This is a genomic window from Kitasatospora albolonga (genome assembly GCF_039535905.1).
GTDB classification, from domain to species: domain Bacteria; phylum Actinomycetota; class Actinomycetes; order Streptomycetales; family Streptomycetaceae; genus Kitasatospora; species Kitasatospora albolonga.
This window is the reverse complement of the sequence record NZ_BAAAYB010000115.1, coordinates 26068-44304: the sequence shown is the minus strand read 5'-3', so window position 1 is coordinate 44304 and position 18237 is coordinate 26068. Positions and strand designations below refer to the sequence as shown.

The 18237-nt window shown below is 71.8% G+C and carries 9 protein-coding genes and 1 pseudogene; 8 read left to right on the top strand and 2 right to left on the bottom strand.

Annotated features, from left to right (window positions below):
- Positions 1-5283 precede the first annotated feature (5283 nt).
- Both ABD946_RS28395 and ABD946_RS28390 read right to left on the bottom strand, forming a co-directional pair.
- Positions 5284-6229: pseudogene (locus ABD946_RS28395) on the bottom strand (VWA domain-containing protein); the annotation flags it as partial.
- A gap of 97 nt (positions 6230-6326) precedes the next feature.
- The gene (locus ABD946_RS28390; protein WP_345288290.1) at positions 6327-7025 is read right to left on the bottom strand and encodes a TetR/AcrR family transcriptional regulator; all 699 of its coding nucleotides are present in this window, start codon (positions 7023-7025) and stop codon (positions 6327-6329) included.
- Between the two features lie 93 nt (positions 7026-7118).
- Here ABD946_RS28390 and ABD946_RS28385 point away from each other — a divergent pair, with 93 nt between their 5' ends.
- From ABD946_RS28385 to ABD946_RS28350, 8 genes are all read left to right on the top strand, one after another.
- On the top strand, positions 7119-8300 hold the full coding sequence (locus ABD946_RS28385; RefSeq protein WP_345288288.1) for an FAD-dependent monooxygenase: 1182 nt from the start codon (positions 7119-7121) through the stop codon (positions 8298-8300).
- Positions 8301-8550: 250 nt separating this feature from the next.
- Entirely contained in the window at positions 8551-9063 is a 513-nt protein-coding gene (locus ABD946_RS28380) for a DUF1269 domain-containing protein (protein ID WP_345288286.1), read from the top strand.
- Between the two features lie 43 nt (positions 9064-9106).
- Entirely contained in the window at positions 9107-10453 is a 1347-nt protein-coding gene (locus ABD946_RS28375; protein WP_345288284.1) for an FtsW/RodA/SpoVE family cell cycle protein, read from the top strand.
- A gap of 56 nt (positions 10454-10509) precedes the next feature.
- Entirely contained in the window at positions 10510-11973 is a 1464-nt protein-coding gene (locus ABD946_RS28370; RefSeq protein WP_345288293.1) for a penicillin-binding transpeptidase domain-containing protein, read from the top strand.
- Between the two features lie 168 nt (positions 11974-12141).
- A complete protein-coding gene (locus tag ABD946_RS28365; protein WP_345288282.1) occupies positions 12142-13392 on the top strand; it encodes a glycosyltransferase 87 family protein in 1251 nt (416 codons plus the stop codon).
- A gap of 1 nt (position 13393) precedes the next feature.
- Positions 13394-15007, top strand: coding sequence for a DUF2079 domain-containing protein (locus ABD946_RS28360; protein ID WP_345288280.1), 1614 nt, complete (start codon positions 13394-13396; stop codon positions 15005-15007).
- 259 nt (positions 15008-15266) lie between these two features.
- Positions 15267-16730: an APC family permease gene (locus ABD946_RS28355; protein ID WP_345288292.1), complete on the top strand. Its 1464-nt coding sequence runs from the start codon at positions 15267-15269 to the stop codon at positions 16728-16730.
- An 83-nt stretch (positions 16731-16813) separates the two neighbouring features.
- Positions 16814-18127, top strand: a complete 1314-nt coding sequence (locus ABD946_RS28350; protein WP_345288278.1) for a glycosyltransferase 87 family protein — start codon at positions 16814-16816, stop codon at positions 18125-18127.
- Positions 18128-18237 lie beyond the last annotated feature (110 nt).

The window sequence follows — 18237 nt, the reverse complement described above, 5'->3', positions numbered from 1 at the left end:
CCAGACTAGACATCGATTAGTCAGCGAGCGCAACCCGGGCAGGGTGTGACCGTTGCCCAGAACCGGCCGCAAGCGCGGCCGAGCCCCGTCACACGCCGGCCGCTCGCCATGCAGCTCGCGGCCGACGTATGGCCAGCGCGGAGAGGAGTAAAGAGACCATTAAGGCTACCGAGCCCTTCAAGACCGTAGGGCGATGGCTGCCCTGCAGCAGACCAGCCAGCCACCGGTTTACGGTGAGGAAGGCGGACGGGCGGCGGTGAACCACCCCGAGCTGCTGAGAAGCCAGGCGTTTGACCACGCCCCGCGTCGTTCCAGCACCAGCCCCAGATCAGCGCGACCACCACGGCGGAGGCGATCACTGGGGTGTAGAAGCGCGGTGGGAAGAAGGCGTGATGCCGGGCGGAGGAGGTGCTGCACAGCAGGGCGAGCAGCAGCCCAGCGCCGAGAGCCAGCGTGTGAGCAGGGGAGGCAGACCAGCAGGTAGAAGAATGCTTGCTTAGAACCAGTGCGTCGAAGCCAATAGCTCGTCGTCTCGAACGCGCCCGTTCGTACGTTGAGCGAGGCCGGATGAAGTGCCACGCCGACGAGCGCGCTTAGGCGTTGGTGAAGGAGAGCCACCACCGTGCGATGAGGGTAGGGAGCCAGAGGATTGAAGAGCCGCCCCCCAGCCAGATTACTGGTCGGACGGTATACGGACCAAGTAAGGCCCAGGGGGCAGAAACAGCGGCGGTGGGCTGTACATCCGTTCCTTTCCTTAAAGGGCCGGGGGAGCTGTCGCGTGAGTGGGTTAGTGCAGAAGAGGAGCCCCTTGTGATGCCGTGGGAAGTGCGTTGGAGGGCCGGCGGCACGCGCTCCGCCTGACCTCGCGGGCCGTGCGTACAGTTACTATGAGCAGCTGCACGGTTGACAGCGGGCCACCGCCCGGTGTCCAGGGCGCGGCCCCCTAGGGACGCGACGAGGGTGGGTCCCCGCTGATCGACCAGGGCGATCTGCTGCGTTGCTGACGTCGCCTATCGCGCTCCTTGCACCTCCGCGACGGGCTAGGAAGCATCTTGAGACCTTGGCGAAGCGAGCCGAAGGCGCATCACCTTAGCATCGCTCGCGTTGGTGCCGCCCCTCGCTCTTGGCGGAAGTACGGATCGCCCGCCGAAGCGCCTTTGTGCGAAGGGAATGATGCTGGTCAAGTGGAGCGAAGAGACGGCCTGAGTTACTCCGGGACCTGGTGTACCCAGCGCGGCCAGCGCAGATCGCGGCGGGGCGTCTCTTGGTAGGACTTCGGCACCGTAGACGCCATGACGACGTAGAGGGCGGGGCGGTTGCCGAAGGCAGAGCGGAGAGGCACCACCTCTGGGGACGCCAGCGTCGGAGTTGTCGGTGGCAGCGCAGGTGATCAGGTTAGCCGCCGCCGCGTAGGTACCCAGGCGACGGTTGCCGGCGAGTGAAGGAGCTTCGGAGTTCCCGCGTACTTGTCGCGTCAGCACGTCGCGCGCAGCATGAGCCCCCCCTTGAGGCGGCCGTCCCGCCGCTACATCTGTTCTCAGCAGGGGCGCGCGGCCTTGAGGGGGCCTGTTGAAAGGTGAAGCTAAATCCCGTATCGGCGGCCATGCATCGGCAACGCCCTCGTCTAGGCCAGGTCGCCGAGGCAGCGGCTTGCGGCTCTCATCAGGTAGGCGGTACAGACTACCGCTCTTCAACTCCTTGAACACCCGCCCGCCTGGGCGATGAGTTCGGCCAGGTGGTGGCGGACCGAGCTTTCGCGAGGGTCCAGGCCGTAATGGCGAACGGAGCCTTACGGAAGTTCCAGTAAGTTGACGTCGGTGTTTGTTGGATTTTGTACCACGGGTATCCCGTAGGCGCCGTACTGGCCGGGGAAGCGGTAGGCGGTCGATGCCGCACGGCCAAGCTACTCCCCGGTCAGGCGTTGGTGGTCGGACGTGGACCGAGGTCGAGCAGCAGACCCATGACTTAAGGCCAGCGGGAAGGGGAAGTCGGCGGGAGGTTGAACCACGTCCGCAGAGGGTAGCCGCCCGCTTCGCCTGGCCTGAGCACCTTAGATCCGAGTACCCGTCACCAGGGGCTGGTCCTAGCCCACTACGACCTCGGGTGCCGGCCGCGCCTACTGACTTTGGAAGCCGTCGATCACGCCCTAGCCACGGTACGCCGATATATCCTTTGCCAGTTTGAACCTATGGCTCCCCAGCCGCCCAGGTACTAGGCACAGCCGAGACCTTGCCCTGATCCTCCCGCGACGCGACGGAACGGTGCATCGTAGCTTCTTGCTAGTCGTAGCCCAGGCCGCAGCCGCAGCTGAGCCGCGGCACGGTGGCGAGCACGGCGGTGGCCAGTGCCGCAGGATTCGTCCCTCATGAGGGCCTCCTGCGTGTCGTACCTGACCGAAGGGGTGCGAAGAGGAAGTAGCCTAAACCGGTCATAGTGACGTCAGGGGGAGCATGCCTCCTGGCTAAGACTCCGGTGTCAAGGAGAGAGCGTCAGGTTCGATGGGCAGATCCGACGATCCTGCCGCATCGCCCAGCGAGGCCGAAGGGGTATCTCCAAGGGCGCGGGGTCACTGTTCGCGTGCACAACGGCGCTGGCCGCGTGGGGTGAGCGAGAGCGGCCACCAGGGCCAGCGCAATCCTGCGGTAGGCGTGAGCGCTGATGAACTCGGCGCCCGCAAGCCGCCGCCGCTGGAGCGCCGCGCTGACGGCGCAACCGGCGGCCCGGCCAGGAGCGGTCGGGCTAGGTGCCATCGCGCGCCCGGCCCGGAAACATTTCGGGGTGCGAGCCGTTCTTCGCCAAGCCTGCTGTCCGGGTCTCCAGGCACGCGGCTACTCCGCCCGCACTCGGCTGAGCGCTAAGGAGTAGATGGTGCTGTCGAGGACACCGCGTCCGCCAAGACCGAAGGTTCCTACCGCCGATGCGGCGTCCCCAGCACCGGGTATCCGCGTGGACGGCCACTTGGTGCGTGGTAGGACCCTTGCAGAACCGGGACCGGCGATCGCCGTGCTGGAGGAACTCGCCCCTGGACCCAACCCGTGGTAGCCTGGGGCGCGCACCGGTATGGCCACGGCACGCTGCTCCAGCGTCTGCACCGGCGGACGACCGCGAGGCAGATAGCTCTCGATCGTAGAACTACCTGGCGCCCGCTCGGGCACACGGGATCGCCCCCTGCGCCGCCGACCTGCCGGCCTTACTAGCACACCCTCAGCCGCCGGATCCGGGCCTGCGGGACGCGGCGAGCGGCTCGGCCTGGAGGCCGTAAATCGAGTGCCACCGACTTCAGCGACGCGGAGGACCCATGGGGCGCCGGCGGCCACCGGGCGCCAGCTGCCCAAGGCAGCCCAGGCCGAACCGCGCTGGTCTACGACAGCGACGATGATGCAGCGATGGGCCGAAGGCTAGGGCGTGGCGGCCGAGCATAGGGGGGTGTCCGACCCCTGCGAAGGAGAGCTGCTCGGTGGATCCTACCTTCGACGACACTCGGTAGCCTGACCGGGTGCCCGGCACCCCGCGCTGACCCTCCCCCACCCCCGCCATCACTCAGGGACACCTACTCGCGCCCCCTCGCGAAGCAGGCGGTGCGCCCGTCCCATCCCTGCCTGTCGGCCAGTGGACGAACCGGCCGCGCGGACCAGCGTCGGCGGCTTGGCCTGCAGATAGCCCACGCCCTGCGCCTGGTGGTCCAGGCCGAGAGCACGCGCCGCTAGCATGACCCCGCCCCCTTGACAGGATCAGCTAAAGCGATTTAGGTTCCCCGCCCAGACGCCGCACAGCCTGCGCACGCGCGAGGGCCTACAGCCTGCCATCCGCACCAGCCCACCCTCTCGCGCGTCCCTCGCCTGGATCGGAGCAAGCCACCGGATGAGACGCAACCTTCTGACCCCTGCTGCTCAGCGCCGACCCTGGGCACCGCCGCGCAAACCCTCGCCGTACCGCAGGCGCGCCATGTGGCGGCACGATCGCAGCGGCGGCGGGAACCAGCCCTAGCGCGTCCTACTAGGCACCCCAGCACACATCGCTGAAACTGGGAGACGCGGCCGCCGCACCCCGACGCCCGCTTCAACCGCTCCAAGCGTGCCGCTCCAACCCCGGTTCTCCGACCCGCCGTTGAAGGCACCGGAACCGCCAGCGCGGCGCACGCGCAGGAGCAAAAAGGATGCATGGCATCTCGCTAGGTCTCCTTCCTGGAGCCACCTCCACCAGCCCCTACCAGGGCTCCGCAGCCCGCAACTACTACGGCCTCTCAGCCACTCTCGGCACGACGTCGACACCCTGACCGTGTTCTGGGGGCTCCGCCTCTCGTGAGGGCGCCTGATCCTGAGCCCCCAACTCCACAAGTCTGATCGACGCCGCCCCACCGCAACGCATAGTGAAGCGACTACGGCCACCGTGCTTACTCCCGCGGCCGCCTACCGGCGCGCCAGCTCCAGTGGTAGTGCGCGCCTGACTTCGTCGCAGAAGTCCGGCTCCTACCTACCCCGTCGCCGACAAGCTGAGCTGCAGGCTCGCACCAGCCAGTACGGCATTCGAGCGGCATGAGTTCGACAACCAGGCAGACCGCGGCGGCGCGATGACGGCACTGGCCGAGGCCACCGAAGCTGCGCAACACCATGCCGGTACGCCAGCGTAAAGCAAGCGCAAGGCGCCGCTACCGACTTCATGTAGGCCTACGACGCGATGACGAGCGAGTCGGACTCGGTGAGCTAAGAGCAGAACGCCAGTACACCTCGGCCAACGACGTCCCTTCCTCAGCTGGAATGGCTCGCAGACCGCACCTCACGACTCGTATGCCTTCCATGACTTCAACTGGAGACCTCCTCGCGCGCTCAACAACGCCTCAGGCAATGACGCATTAGGCCGCTTCGCTCGACGCCGCAACGAGTTCGAGCTCTATACTCCTGGCATCGACACCGAGGACCCAACAGGCTCACAACACCTCGGCTCGGACTGGGCCTCGCCTCTTCCCCATCGCCCGTCAGCCGCACACCACCTCGCTCGGGACCGCCTCTACCGCGCCCGACGTGACGTACAACTCCTACCGATACCTCCGGGCCGATTCGCACGCCCGCGAGAGCATGACCTCATGGATACTGGATCGGCCGCAACGCGAAGAGACTCCCTCCACACCACCACCTCCTCGTCCTGGCAAGCGGCTCGCGCCACCTCCACGACTGCCGTGCAGTCCTCCCGACTGACGCCAAGCATTCTTGACCGGCAGCGACCAGCAGACACGCGTGCGGAGGCACGTCAGAGTGTGCGGCCGCCTAAGACCCGCGTCGGCATGCCGCGGACCAGCTCCTGGCCGCCGGTGTCGGTGGCCTTGAGCAGCACGCCGTAGTCCCGGGCCAGTGCCCGGTCGAGCGAGAGCGAGACGGAGGCGCGGAGCTCCTGGCCCGGGCGGACCGCGACGCGGTAGACCCGGTGCTCGGAGAACTTCTCCCGGTCGCTGTAGACGCCGGGGGGCCAGCACCGGTGCGGTGTCGCACTGCTCGGTGCCGGTGGCCTTGGCCGGGGCGGTGCGGTTGGTGGTGCCCGCGCGCTTGACCAGCTGCTTGACCTTGTCGGTCAGCTGCTGCTGGGTCTGCACGTCGGTGAAGGTGCCGCCGGTCGCGTTGGCGATGCAGAGCAGCTGCTGGCGGGTCTTCTCGTCGTGGGCCAGGCCCAGCGTGTCGACCACCAGGTGGGTGCCGGCGGCGGCCAGCTCGCGGGCCACCTCGCACGGGTCCGGCGGGGCGCAGGAGTCCTCGCCGTCGGTGATCAGCACGATCCGGCGGGTGGTGCTGCCGGTGCCGACGTCCTGGGCGGCGCCGCGCAGGGCCAGGCCGATCGGGGTCCAGCCGGTCGGCCGCAGGGTGGCGACGGCGGTCTTGGCCTGGGTCTTGTCGGTCTTGCCGACCGGGAAGAGCTGCTTGGTGTCCTTGCAGCCCTCGTTCTTGTCGTTGCCCGGGTAGGTGGCACCGAGGGTGCGGATGCCGAAGTGGGTCTCCTCGGGCAGCGCGTCGATCACCTCGTTGATCGACTTCTGGGCCACCTCCATCCGGCTCTTGCCCTGGATGTCGGTGGCGCGCATCGAGCCGCTCACGTCGAGCACCAGGTCGACCCTGGGCGGCTCGACCCCCAACTCGTCGGCCTGGGCCGGGAATCCGTGCATCAGGGCCCCGGCGGATATCGCCAGGGCGGCCAGCAGCCCGAGCGGGCGGGCCGGCGATCGTCGTCGTCTGGTGGTCACCGCCGCATCCTATGGATCATCAGTTCGCCGCTCCAAAGGGCCCCGTGGGGTTCAGGCCACCCGGCGCGGCCCCGCGCCGGCGGCCGTCCGGCGGGTGTCAGCGGCCGTCGATCAGCACCGCGAGCCCGTCCAGGAAGCGCTCCAGCCCGAAGTCCAGCGCCGCGTCCCGCTGTTCCGGCCGCACCGAGGCCATCGCCGCGGCGGCGGCCGGGAACCGCTCCCGGTGCGCCTCGACCAGCGAGCCGACGGCGGCGGCCAGCCGGGCCTCGGGGGACCCGCCGTCGGCCGCCCTGGCCTGCTGCGCCAGCGAGCGGACGTGCCCGGACAGCACCGCCACGGTGTCCATCCGCTCGGCCCCGGTCAGGGCCGTCCCCTCCAGTGCGGCCACCGCCCGCTCCATCCAGCCGAGTTCGGCCGGTCCGAGCACCCGGGGGCCGAGGGTGGCCTCCAGCAGCCAGGGGTGTGCGGCGAAGACCTCGGCCAGCCCGTGCGTCCAGGCGGTGAGCGCCGCCCGCCAGCCGGGGGAGGCGCCCTCGGGGGGCTCGCCGATCGCCTGCTCGGCCATCAGTGCGACCAGCTCGGCCTTGCCCGGCACGTACCGGTAGAGCGCCATCTTGGTGTAGCCGAGCGCGCCGGCGACGCGCTGCATGGAGACGGCGCCCAGCCCCTCGGCGTCGGCGATCACGATGCCCGCGCGGGCGATCAGCTCCAGCGTCAGCGCCGCCTTCGGGCCCCGGGTCGGGGTGGGCGGCGGGCCCCACAACAGCCGTGCGGCCGGGTCGAGTTCCCCGCTCATCCCAGACTCCCCTTGCCCTCGCACCGAAACTGCGTCTACCGTACACGGTATCGACAGTGTCCGTCGGACACAGTTTCACGGAGGGGGTCCGCCATGGGCGGGAGCGTGTTGGTCTCGGGGGCGGGAATCGCGGGTACGGCGCTGGCGCACTGGCTCGGCCGGTACGGGTACCGGGTCACGGTGGTCGAGAACGCCCCGGCGCTGCGGGAGGGCGGCCAGGCGGTCGACTTCCGGGGCGAGGCGCACCTGACCGTGCTGGAGCGCACCGGCGTGCTGGAACGGCTGCGCGCGCTGGACACCGGCGGGCGGGCCGGCCGCTACGTCGACCGGAGGGGCCGTCAGCGGCTGGCGCTGCCCGCCGAGTTCACCGGCGGCGAGGTGGAGGTGCACCGGGGAGACCTGGTCCGGGTGCTGTACGAGGCCGGCCTCCCGCACACCGAGTACCTCTTCGGGGAGTCGGTGACGAGCCTGGTCGAGACGGGCGAGGGCGTACGGGTGACCTTCCGGACCGCCGCGCCGCGCACCTTCGACCTGGTGGTGGGCGCCGACGGGCTGCACTCCACCGTCCGGCGGCTCGCCTTCGGGCCGGAGGAGCGGTACGTCACCCACCTCGGGTACTACGCCGCCACCTGGAAGCTGCCCAACCACCTCGGCCTCGGCCGGGAGACCGTCGGCCTCAACGCCCCCGGTCTGCTCGCCCAGCTCGGCGGCGGCCACTCCGACCCGGCGGAGGCCGACGCCTTCGTGGTCTTCGCCGCCCCGCGGCTCGAGTACGACCGGCACGACCCCGGGCAGCAGAAGGCCCTGATCGCGGAGCGGCTGGCCGGGCTCGGCTGGGAGGCGCCCGCCCTGCTCGCCTCGCTGCGCGGCGCCGACGACCTCTACCTCGACTCGATCAGCCGGGCCGACGTCCCGCACTGGGCCTCCGGGCGGACGGTCCTGCTCGGCGACGCGGCCTGCGGCGCGACCATCGGCGGCATGGGCACCGGCACCGCGGTGGTCGGTGCCCACGTCCTGGCCGGCGAACTGGCCCGCCACGGCGGTGACCACGGCGCGGCCTTCGCCGCGTACGAGCGGCTGCTGCGCCCGTACGCCGAGCGCTGCCAGAAGGGCGGCGACCGCTGCGGCGCGTTCCTCGCCCCGGGCCGGTTCGGCGGCCTCCTGCGCGACGCCCTGCTCAACCGCCCCCGGGTCATGGCCTGGATGCTGGCGGAGGGTCAGAAGGTCGCCACCATGGACCTCCCCGACTACCCGGCCACCCTCGCGCACCACTGACCCGCCGCCCACACCCCGCCGAAGGCGCCGGCCCGCCGGGGGCCGGGGTCGGGTGCGGGGTGCTCCGGCCGTGCCGCCGCAGCCCGCAGCCCGCAGCCTGTGCCCCGCCGGAGGCGTCGGCCCGGCGGGTGTGCGTGCTCCGGCTGCTCCGGCGCGGCGAAATCCGGACACACCATCACCAAGAGCAATAAATATGGCTAATCCCGGTTAGGGTGCCCGGAGAAGCCCGTCGAGTTGGAAGGACCTCCCCGTGAGCAACCTGTTCGCGATCGCCTACCCCGACCTCGCCACCGCCGAGAAGGTCCGAGCCGAGGCGGTCGGCCTGCAGAAGCAGAAGCTGATCGAGCTGGAGGACGCCGTCGTCGTCGAGCGGCGCGAGGACGGGAAGATCAAGCTGCACCAGGCCGTCTCCACCACCGGCGCGGGCGCCGCCTCGGGCGCGCTCTGGGGCGGCGTGATCGGGCTGCTCTTCTTCATGCCGTTCCTGGGGGCGGCCGTCGGCGGCGCCACCGGCGCGGCGGTCGGGGCCTCCACCGACGTGGGCGTGGACGACAACTTCATGCGGCAGGTCGGCGAGCACCTCCAGCCCGGCAGCGCCGCCGTCTTCCTGCTGGTCCGCAAGGCCACCGCCGACAAGGTGGTGCCGGCGCTGGCCCGGTACGGCGGGCAGATCATCCAGACCTCGCTGAGCGCCGAGGCCGAGGCCGAGCTGCGCGCCACCGTCGAGGCCTCGCGCGCCGCCGCCCCGGCGGCTTCGGCCTGACGCACCCTCACCCGGCAAGCCCCGTCCACTCGACAGGAGGTCCGTGGCCCCGCCCGCCGCCGGCGCGCCGCCCCTGCGGCCGGCCACCCGCCGCAACACCGAACTCGCCCTGGTCCTGGGCGCCGTGCTGATCGCCGTCTTCGGCTACGTCGAGGTGGGCGTCAACATCGACGGCTCGGTGCCCTCCGGCGCGGCCGGCTACGGGGCGGCGCTCGGCGTGCTGGCGCTGCTGGCGCACGGCGTGATCCGGTGGAAGGCCCCGTACGCGGACCCGCTGCTGCTGCCGATCGCGATCCTGTTGAACGGGATCGGACTGGTCGTCATCTACCGCCTGGACCGGGCGACTCCGAAGAGCGAGGCGGCCCCGACCCAGCTGCTCTGGTCCACCCTCGGGGTGGCGCTGTTCATCGCCGTGGTGGTGCTGCTGCGCGACCACCGGCTGCTGCGGCGCTACGCGTACGTGGGCGCCCTGGTGGCGCTGGTGCTGCTGATCCTGCCGATCTTCTTCCCGCCGGTGTACGGCTCGCGGATCTGGATCACCATCGGCCCGCTCTCCTTCCAGCCCGGGGAGTTCGCCAAGATCCTGCTGGCGATCTTCTTCGCCGCCTACCTGGCGGTGCACCGGGACGCGCTGGCACTGACCGGCAAGAAGCTGTGGAAGTTCCAGTTCCCGCGCGGCCGGGACCTCGGCCCGGTGCTGCTGATCTGGGCCGCCTTCGTCGGGGTGCTGGTGCTGGAGACCGACCTCGGCACCTCCCTCCTCTTCTTCGGCCTCTTCGTGGTGATGCTGTACGTGGCCACCGCCCGCAGCGGCTGGATCGCCATCGGCCTGTTCCTGGCGGCGGTCGGCGCGGTGGCGGTGGGCTGGCTCTCCCCGCACGTGCACAGCCGGGTGACGGCCTGGCTGGACCCGCTGGGGTCGATCGCGGCGGGGGAGGGGGCCAACCAGATCGCCCAGTCGCTGTTCGCCTTCGCCTGGGGCGGGGTGCTCGGCACCGGCCTCGGCGAGGGCCACTCGATCCTGATCGGCTTCGCCGCCAAGTCCGACTTCATCCTGGCCACCATCGGCGAGGAGCTGGGCCTGGCCGGGCTGGTCGCGGTCTTCCTGCTGTACGCGCTGCTGATCTCGCGGGGCTTCCGCACCGGCATCGCCCTGCGCGACCCGTTCGGCCGGCTGCTGGCGATCGGCCTGGCCGCGATCGTCGGGCTGCAGCTGTTCGTGGTGGCCGGCGGGGTGCTCGGACTGATCCCGCTGACCGGCATGACACTGCCCTTCATCGCCCAGGGCGGCTCCTCGGTGGTGACCAACTGGATCATCGTGGCGCTGCTGGTCCGGATGAGCGACCAGGCCCGCCGCCCCGCCCCGGAGGCCTCGGAGGCCCAGGAGTGAGACTGAGACGCCGTCAGGGCGCCACCTCCACCGGCGGCCCGCAGGGCCTGCCGGGCATCTCCACCACCGGCCGCCGGGCCGGCACCTTCTGCCTGCTGCTGATCCTGGCGCTGATCGGCCAGGCCAGCCACGTCCAGGTCTTCGAGGCCCAGGAGCTGGACGACAACCCGGCCAACCAGCGCGAGACCATCCAGCGCTACGCCCAGCCGCGCGGCAACATCCTGGTCGGAGCCGACCCGGTCACCGGCTCGGCGGAGACCGGCGGCCGGTACGCGTACAAGCGCACCTACACCGACGGCCAGGCGTACGCGGCCGTCACCGGTTACTCCTCGCAGACCTACGGCAACACCCAGATCGAGGGCGTGGACGACGACCTGCTCTCCGGCACCGACCCCCGGCTGGCGAGCTGGGCGCTCTGGGACGAGATCGCCCGCAAGCAGAACCCGGGCGGCGACGTCTACACCACCATCAGCAAGGCGGCCCAGCAGGCGGCGCTCAAGGGCCTCGGCGGGCAGACCGGGGCGGTCGCCGCGATCGAGCCGGCCACCGGGCGGATCCTGGCGCTGGCCTCCACCCCCTCCTACGACCCGGGCAGCTTCGCCGGCTCCTCCGGCGCCGACCAGGACGCCTGGAACAGGCTGCAGGCCGACAAGAACCAGCCGATGCTCAACCGGGCGCTCCGTCAGATCTACCCGCCCGGCTCGACCTTCAAGGTGGTCACCTCGGCGGCCGCGCTGGCCAACGGCGTGGTCACCGACATCAACGCCCCGACCGGCGCCCCGTACCCCTTCGTGATGCCGGGCACCACCACCGAGCTGGTCAACGACACCACCGCCTGCGACTCGCCGGGCCAGTCGCTGGACCGGGCCATGGTGCTCTCCTGCAACTCCGTGATGGGCTGGCTCGGCACCCAGGTCGGCCTGGCGAAGATGACCGCCACGGCCGAGTCCTTCGGCTTCAACGACGCCAAGCTGGACATCCCGGTGCGCGCCGCCCGGTCCAACTTCGACACCGAGATGAACGCCTCGCAGGTCGCGCTCTCCTCCATCGGCCAGTACGACACCGCCGCCACCCCGCTGGTGATGGCGATGGTCGCGGCCGGGATCGCCAACAACGGCACGGTGATGCACCCCCAGCTGGTGGACCGGCTGGCCAAGTCCGACGGCACCTCGGTCCAGGTGATGAAGCCCGCCGTCTACCGGCAGGCGGTCACCCCGCAGGTGGCCGGCCAGGTGCAGCAGCTGATGACCGACGTGGTGGAGAACGGCACCGGCCGCAACGCCCGGATCCCCGGCGCCACCGTCGGCGGCAAGACCGGCACCGCCCAGCAGGGGGTGGACAACTCCGGCGTCCCGTACGCCTGGTTCATCTCCTGGGCCAGGCCGGGCGGCTCCTCCGCGGTGCCCCCGGTGGCCGTCGCGGTGGTCATCGCCGACAGCGCCGCCACCGACGTGACCGGCGGCGGGCTGGCCGCGCCGATCGCACGGTCCGTCATGCAGGCGGTGCTGAACGGTGGCTGAGACGCTCTCATCAACCGGTGACAGAGCTGTGACAGCCGGTGTGGCGGGAGTCACCGCCCGGTCCCGGAGGCTCCGTTAGGGTGATTCGGTTCTTTCCGCTCCCAGGGGGATGTTCCATGCCGTCATGTGCCAGAACCAGCCGTATCCGCCGCAGGGCTGCGGGGCGGCGTGGCTGACCGGGGCGCACGGCTGACGGTCGGGTCCGCGCTCTGCGCGGCCGTGGTGCTGCTCTCGGCCTTCGCCGTGGTGCGCCACCTGCACGGCTTCAACATGGTGGACATGCTGGTCTACCGGGCCGAGGGCGAGGCCGTCGCCGACGGGCGGGACCTGTACGCGATGCGGCTGCCGGGCTGGGACCTGGCGGCGACCTACCCGCCGTTCGCGGCGATGCTCTTCGTGCCGGCCGGCTGGTTCGACGTCTCGCTGCTGCGGGTGCTGGTCACCCTGGCCAACGTGGCCCTGCTGGCCCTGCTGGTGCACCTCTCCTTCAAGCTGGTCGGCTGGCCCCGCCGGGTGGACCGCCCGGCCGCGCTGCTGCTGGCCACCGGCGCCGGGGTCTTCCTGGAGCCCGTCTACACCACCTTCCAGTACGGGCAGATCAACCTGCTGCTGGCCTGCCTCGTCCTGTGGGACCTCACCCGGGCCGACGGCCACCGGCTCAAGGGCGTCGGCATCGGCCTGGCGATGGGCATCAAGCTCACCCCCGGCGTCTTCGCGGTCTACCTGCTGCTGACCGGCCGGATCCGGGCCGCCCTGGTCTCCGGCGCGGTCTTCGCCGCCACCGTGCTGCTCGGCGCCGTGGTGCTCCCCGGCGACTCCCTCGGCTTCTGGACCGAACACCTCTGGGACTCCCGCCGGGTGGGCGTCACCGAGCTGGTGGACAACCAGTCGGTGCGCGGCATGGTCGCCCGCCTGCTCTCCACCAACCAGCCCGGCCTCACCGGCCTGGCCGCCGGTGCGCTGGTCGCGGTCCTCGGCTTCGCCGTGGCCGTGCTGGCCGCCCGCTCCACCCGGGTGCTGCGCCGGGCCGAGGCCTGGGGGGTGGTCTCCGTCGCGCTGACCGGCGTGCTGATCTCGCCGATCAGCTGGAGCCACCACTGGGTCTGGTGCGTCCCGCTGCTGGTGCTGCTCGGCGCCGAGGCCGCCCAGGAGTCGGCCCGGGCGCTGCCCTGGCGGGACCGCCGCTGGGCCTGGGTGCTCGGTGCCACCGCCCTGGTGTTCTTCTCGCATACCCTGTGGGTCGTGCCCAAACGCAGCGGCCTCGGCATCGAGCCGTGGTGGCAGGTGCCGGCCTCGCCCTACCCGCTGCTCGGCCTCGCCGTGCTCGGCGTCACGGCGGTGCGGCTGCACCGCCGCCTGCGCCGGCCCGCCGGCCTGTCGGCCGCCCCCGCCGTACCCGTGCTGACCGAGCAGAGCTGACGTGACCTCACCCGCCGTGCGCCCCGCGCCGACCGCCGTCCGACCGACCGGGGCGCCGCCCGCCGCCGCGTGGTGGCGGGACCCCCGGTACCGGGGGCCGGCCACCGCGGTCGGCGGCTTCCTGGTGCTGCTGGCGATCGGCCTCCAGCAGTGGAGCTCGGTCCAGCTCGGCGGCTTCGACCTCGGCATCTTCGACCAGGGCGTGCGCGGCTACGCCCACTTCGGGCTGCCGGTCTCCTCCCTGAAGACCTATCACCACGAGTTCCCGCCCGGCTTCTCGCTGCTGGGCGACCACTTCTCCCCGGTGCTGGCCCTGCTCGCCCCGCTCTACTGGATCTGGGACGACCCGCGCTCGCTGATCCTCGGTCAGGCCCTGCTGTTCGCCGCCGGGGTGCCGCTGGCCCGCCGGATCGCCGCCCGGAGCTTCGCCGCCGCCGACCCGCGCACCGCCCGGCGCGCGGTGGACCTCACCGGGCTGGTGTACGTCCTGGGCTGGCCGCTGCTGGTGGCCGCCCGCGGCGGCTTCCACGAGGTGGCCTTCGCCGCCCCGCTCACCCTGCTGATGTTCGAGCGCGGCCAGGCCCGCCGGTACGGCGGGGTGCTGGTGGCGGCGGTGCTGCTCTGCTGCACCAAGGAGGACCTCGGCCTGGTGGTGGCCGCGTACGGGCTGGTGCTGGCGCTGCGGGCCCGCCGCGACGGCGACCGGCGCGGGCTGATCACCGGCCTCGGCCTGCTGGTGGCCGGACCGGTGGCGGCCGCCGTCACGGTCGGCTGGCTGATCCCGGCCATGGGCGGTGAGCCCGGCTACTACTGGAACTACGCCGCCCTCGGCACCGACGGCGGCGACGCCCTGCGCAACGTGCTGGGCGATCCGCTGCTCCTGGTGCGGGCCGCCTTCGACGCCCCGCTGAAGCCGCTGCTGCTGCTCTGGCTGCTCGTCACCACCCTGGCCCTGCCGCTGCGCTCGGCCACCGCGCTCTGCGCGGTCCCGCTGCTGGCCGAGCGGATCCTCTCCTCCAACCCCAACCACTGGTCGATCGCCCGGCACTACGACGTCTTCCTCTGGCCGGTGCTGGTCACCGCCGCCGTCGAGGTGCTCGGCCGGCTCTGCGCCGAGGGCGCTCCGAAGGCCCGGACGTACCGGCGGATCGGGGCGGCCGCGGCCGGGCTCTCACTGGCGCTGGCGCTGCCCTTCGGGGTGGTCAAGCTGGCGGTGCCGGCGGCCTGGCAGGCCAAGCCCAGCGAGGCGGCCCTGCTGCGCGGCGCCGCGCTGATCCCCGACGGGGCGTCGGTGGAGGCGGACAACCAGGTCGCGCCCCGGCTCACCGCCCGCACCGACGTGGTGCTGGTGGACGGCACCCCGCGCGGCCGGGAGTACGTGCTGATGCGCTCCGACAAGCGGGCCTTCCCGTTCGCCGCGGACACCGAGCAGGCGGCCCGGATCCGCCTGCTGGAGGCCAACGGCTACCAGCGGATCTGGTCCGAGGGCGGCGCGGTGCTGCTGCACCGGACGGGCACGGCACCGGTGCCGGGGGAGTCGGTGCCGGGGCCGGACAGCCGGCCGGTGCAGGACGTGGTGCCCTCCGACGTGGGGCACAACCTGTTCCGGGGCTGACGCACCGTCAGGGCGCGGATAGCTCCGATCGGGCGAAGCCGCCGCGTGCGATGTGTCCGGTTTGTCGTACGGTATGTGACGATCCGTACAAGGCGGACCCCGTCCCGCACCGTTTGCGTGACTGGTGCGCTTCCGGGGTACTGTCCCATCTTTGTTCGGTTGGTCCGGATTGCCGCCCCCACAGCGGTCCCCACAGCGCTCCGGAGCAGCCGCCTAGGACACCCTCCCCCGCCTAGAAGGAACCACCGCCTTGAGCACCATGGGCACCGACCTGTTCCGCAAGAAGCCCGTCTCGGTACTGATCGCCGAGAGCGGCGCCGCCGACGCACCGCCGCCGGGCGCACCGGAGGAGGGCGGCAGGTCGGGCATCCACCTGAAGCGCTCGATCGGGCTCTGGCAGCTCTCCTCGATCGGCATCGGGGCGACCGTCGGGACCGGCATCTTCTTCGTGCTCAGCAGCGCGGTGCCCGAGGCCGGGCCGGCCGTGGTGATCTCCTTCCTGATCGCCGCCGTCACCGCGGGCCTCACCGCCCTGTGCTACGCGGAGATGGCCTCGGCGATCCCGGTCTCCGGCTCCTCCTACTCCTACGCGTACGCCACCCTGGGCGAGGTGGTGGCCTTCGGCGTCGGCGTCTGCCTGCTGCTGGAGTACGGCGTCTCGGCCTCGGCCATCGCGGTCAGCTGGGGCGAGTACCTGAACAAGTTCTTCGACCTGGCCTTCGGCTTCACCATCCCGGAGTGGATGGCGGCCCCGCCCGGCGGCGGCGGGTTCTTCAACCTGCCGGCCGTGATCCTGGTGGCCATGGTGGTCTTCCTGCTGATCCGCGGCGTGAGCGAGTCGGCGAAGGTGAACGCCGCCATGGTGGCGATCAAGATCACCATCCTGGTGCTCTTCATCGCGATCGGCCTGACCGGCTTCCACTCCGGCAACCTGACCCCGTTCATGCCGCTCGGCGTCGCGGGCGTGGGCACCGCCGCCTCCAGCATCTTCTTCTCCTTCATCGGCCTGGACGCCGTGTCCACCGCCGGCGAGGAGGTCAAGGACCCGCGCCGGACCCTCCCGATGGCGATCATCATCTCGCTGGTGGTGGTGACCCTGCTCTACATCGGCGTGGCGATCACCGCCGTCGGCGCCCAGCCCTGGCAGCAGTTCGACGGCCAGGAGGCCGGGCTCGCCCAGATCCTCCAGGACGTCACCGGGCAGACCTGGCCCGCGATGCTCTTCGCGGTCGGCGCGATCGTCTCGATCTTCTCGATCACCCTCGTGGTGATCTACGGCCAGACCCGGATCCTCTACTCCATGGGCCGCGACGGCATGCTGCCGAAGAAGTTCGCCGAGCTCTCCCCGCGCTCCGGCACCCCGGTCTGGAACACCCTGGTGGTCGGCGCCGCCGTCGCCACCCTGGCCGCCTTCGTGCCGCTGGACATCCTCACCGACCTGACCAGCCTGGGCACCCTGGTGGCCTTCTCGGTGGTCTCGGTCGGCGTGATCATCCTCCGCCGCACCCAGCCCGACCTGCCGCGCGGCTTCAAGGTGCCGGGCTACCCGGTGGTGCCGGTGCTCAGCGTCGGCTTCTGCGTCTACCTGATCGTCAAGCTGCACCCCCTGACGTACCTCTTCTTCGGCGTCGCCCTGGCGCTCGCCGCGGTCGTCTACTTCGGCTACAGCGTCAAGCACTCCAAGCTGAACCGCCCGGCCGACGAGCTCTCCAAGACCGGCTGACCCCCACAACCGCCCGCAGAGCTCCACCAAACCGTTGTCCCTTCCTCTACGGAAGGGCACAACCGACCCCCTAACCTTCCTGCATGGCCACCACCCGATCCCCCGAGGTACCCGAGCAGGCGGTCTGCGCCCTGCCCGAGGCGGGACGGTCCGCGCTGGCCGGTGGCCGGATCCCCGGCCAGCGAACGGCCCGGACCGCCCGGCGCAGCCTGTCCCGGCGCCGACCGGTGCAGGTCCTCGGGTGTCTGGTGGCGGCGGGCTGGGCGGCGGCGTTCCCGCTGGTCTCCGACCTGCCGAACCAGGTCTTCTGGGGCTCCGTCGCCGCCCCCGCCTACGGGCTGGCCGCGCTGCTCCGCCTCACCGTGCCGGGCCGCCTCGGGGCCAGGGCGGCGGCGGCCGTCGCGGTGCTGGGGGCCGTCCTGGTGCCCCTGGTGCTGCTGGTGCTGAGCGGCCGTCACCAGTCCGAGGTGATGGTGGTGGAGCGCTCGGCCCGGCTGCTGCTGGACTCCGGCAGCCCGTACCTGCCGCACCCGGCGGTGGTCACCGACTACGACCCGTACCTCCCGGCGATGGCGCTCTTCGGACTGCCGCGCGCCCTGCTCGGCACCGGGAACCCGGTCTGCGTCCTGCTCGGGGACGCCCGGATCTGGTTCGCCGTCACCTTCCTGGCCTGCCTGCTGGCCTGCCGCCGGCTGCTCCGCCCGCGCCAGGAGGGCGCCGCCCTGCTGCCGTTGGCCGCCCTCACCGCCTCGCCGCTGATCGCGCTGGCGCTGGCCGTCGGCGGGGTGGACCTGCCGCTGATCGGGGTCTGCTGCCTCGCCATGGCGCTGGCCGCCCGCGGACGCGCCGTCCCCGCCGGCCTGGTGCTGGCCCTGGCCTGCACCCTCAAGTGGACCGCCTGGCCCGCCCTCCCGGTGGCCGCCCTGCTGCTCTGGCGGCTGTACGGGCGGCGCCCGGCGGCCCGGGCCACCCTCACCGCCCTGGGCGCCGGGGCGGCCGTGGTGCTGCCCTACCTGCTGACGATCCCCCAGGTGATCCAGGAACAGGTGGTCCGCTTCCCGCTCGGCCTGACCGGCATCCGGACCCCGGCCGGCAGCCCGCTGCCCGGCAAGATCCTGGCCGGCTTCGGCCCGACCGGGCACACCATCTCGCTCTCGATGCTCTGCCTCGGCGCCTTCGGCGTCGCGGTCTGGCTGATCGCCTACCCGCCGACCTCGGCGGTGCACGCCTGCGACGTGCTCGCGGTCGGCCTCGCGGTGGCCTTCACGCTGGCCCCGGCCGGGCGCTTCGGGTACCTGGCGCTCCCGGCGGTGCTGGTGGTCTGGCCCCGGCTCGCCGCGGTGCCGCGCCGAAGACCGGACCGGCTGACCACCATCCTGACGGGCGTTCAGCTCTGACCGGTGCGCCGGCCCGGCGCGGCGGAGCCGCGCGGTCGACCCCGGCGGCGAGTTCGCGGAGTTCGGCCGGGGTGGTCCTCCGTGCGGGTGAGCGGGGCCGGCGGGGGAGC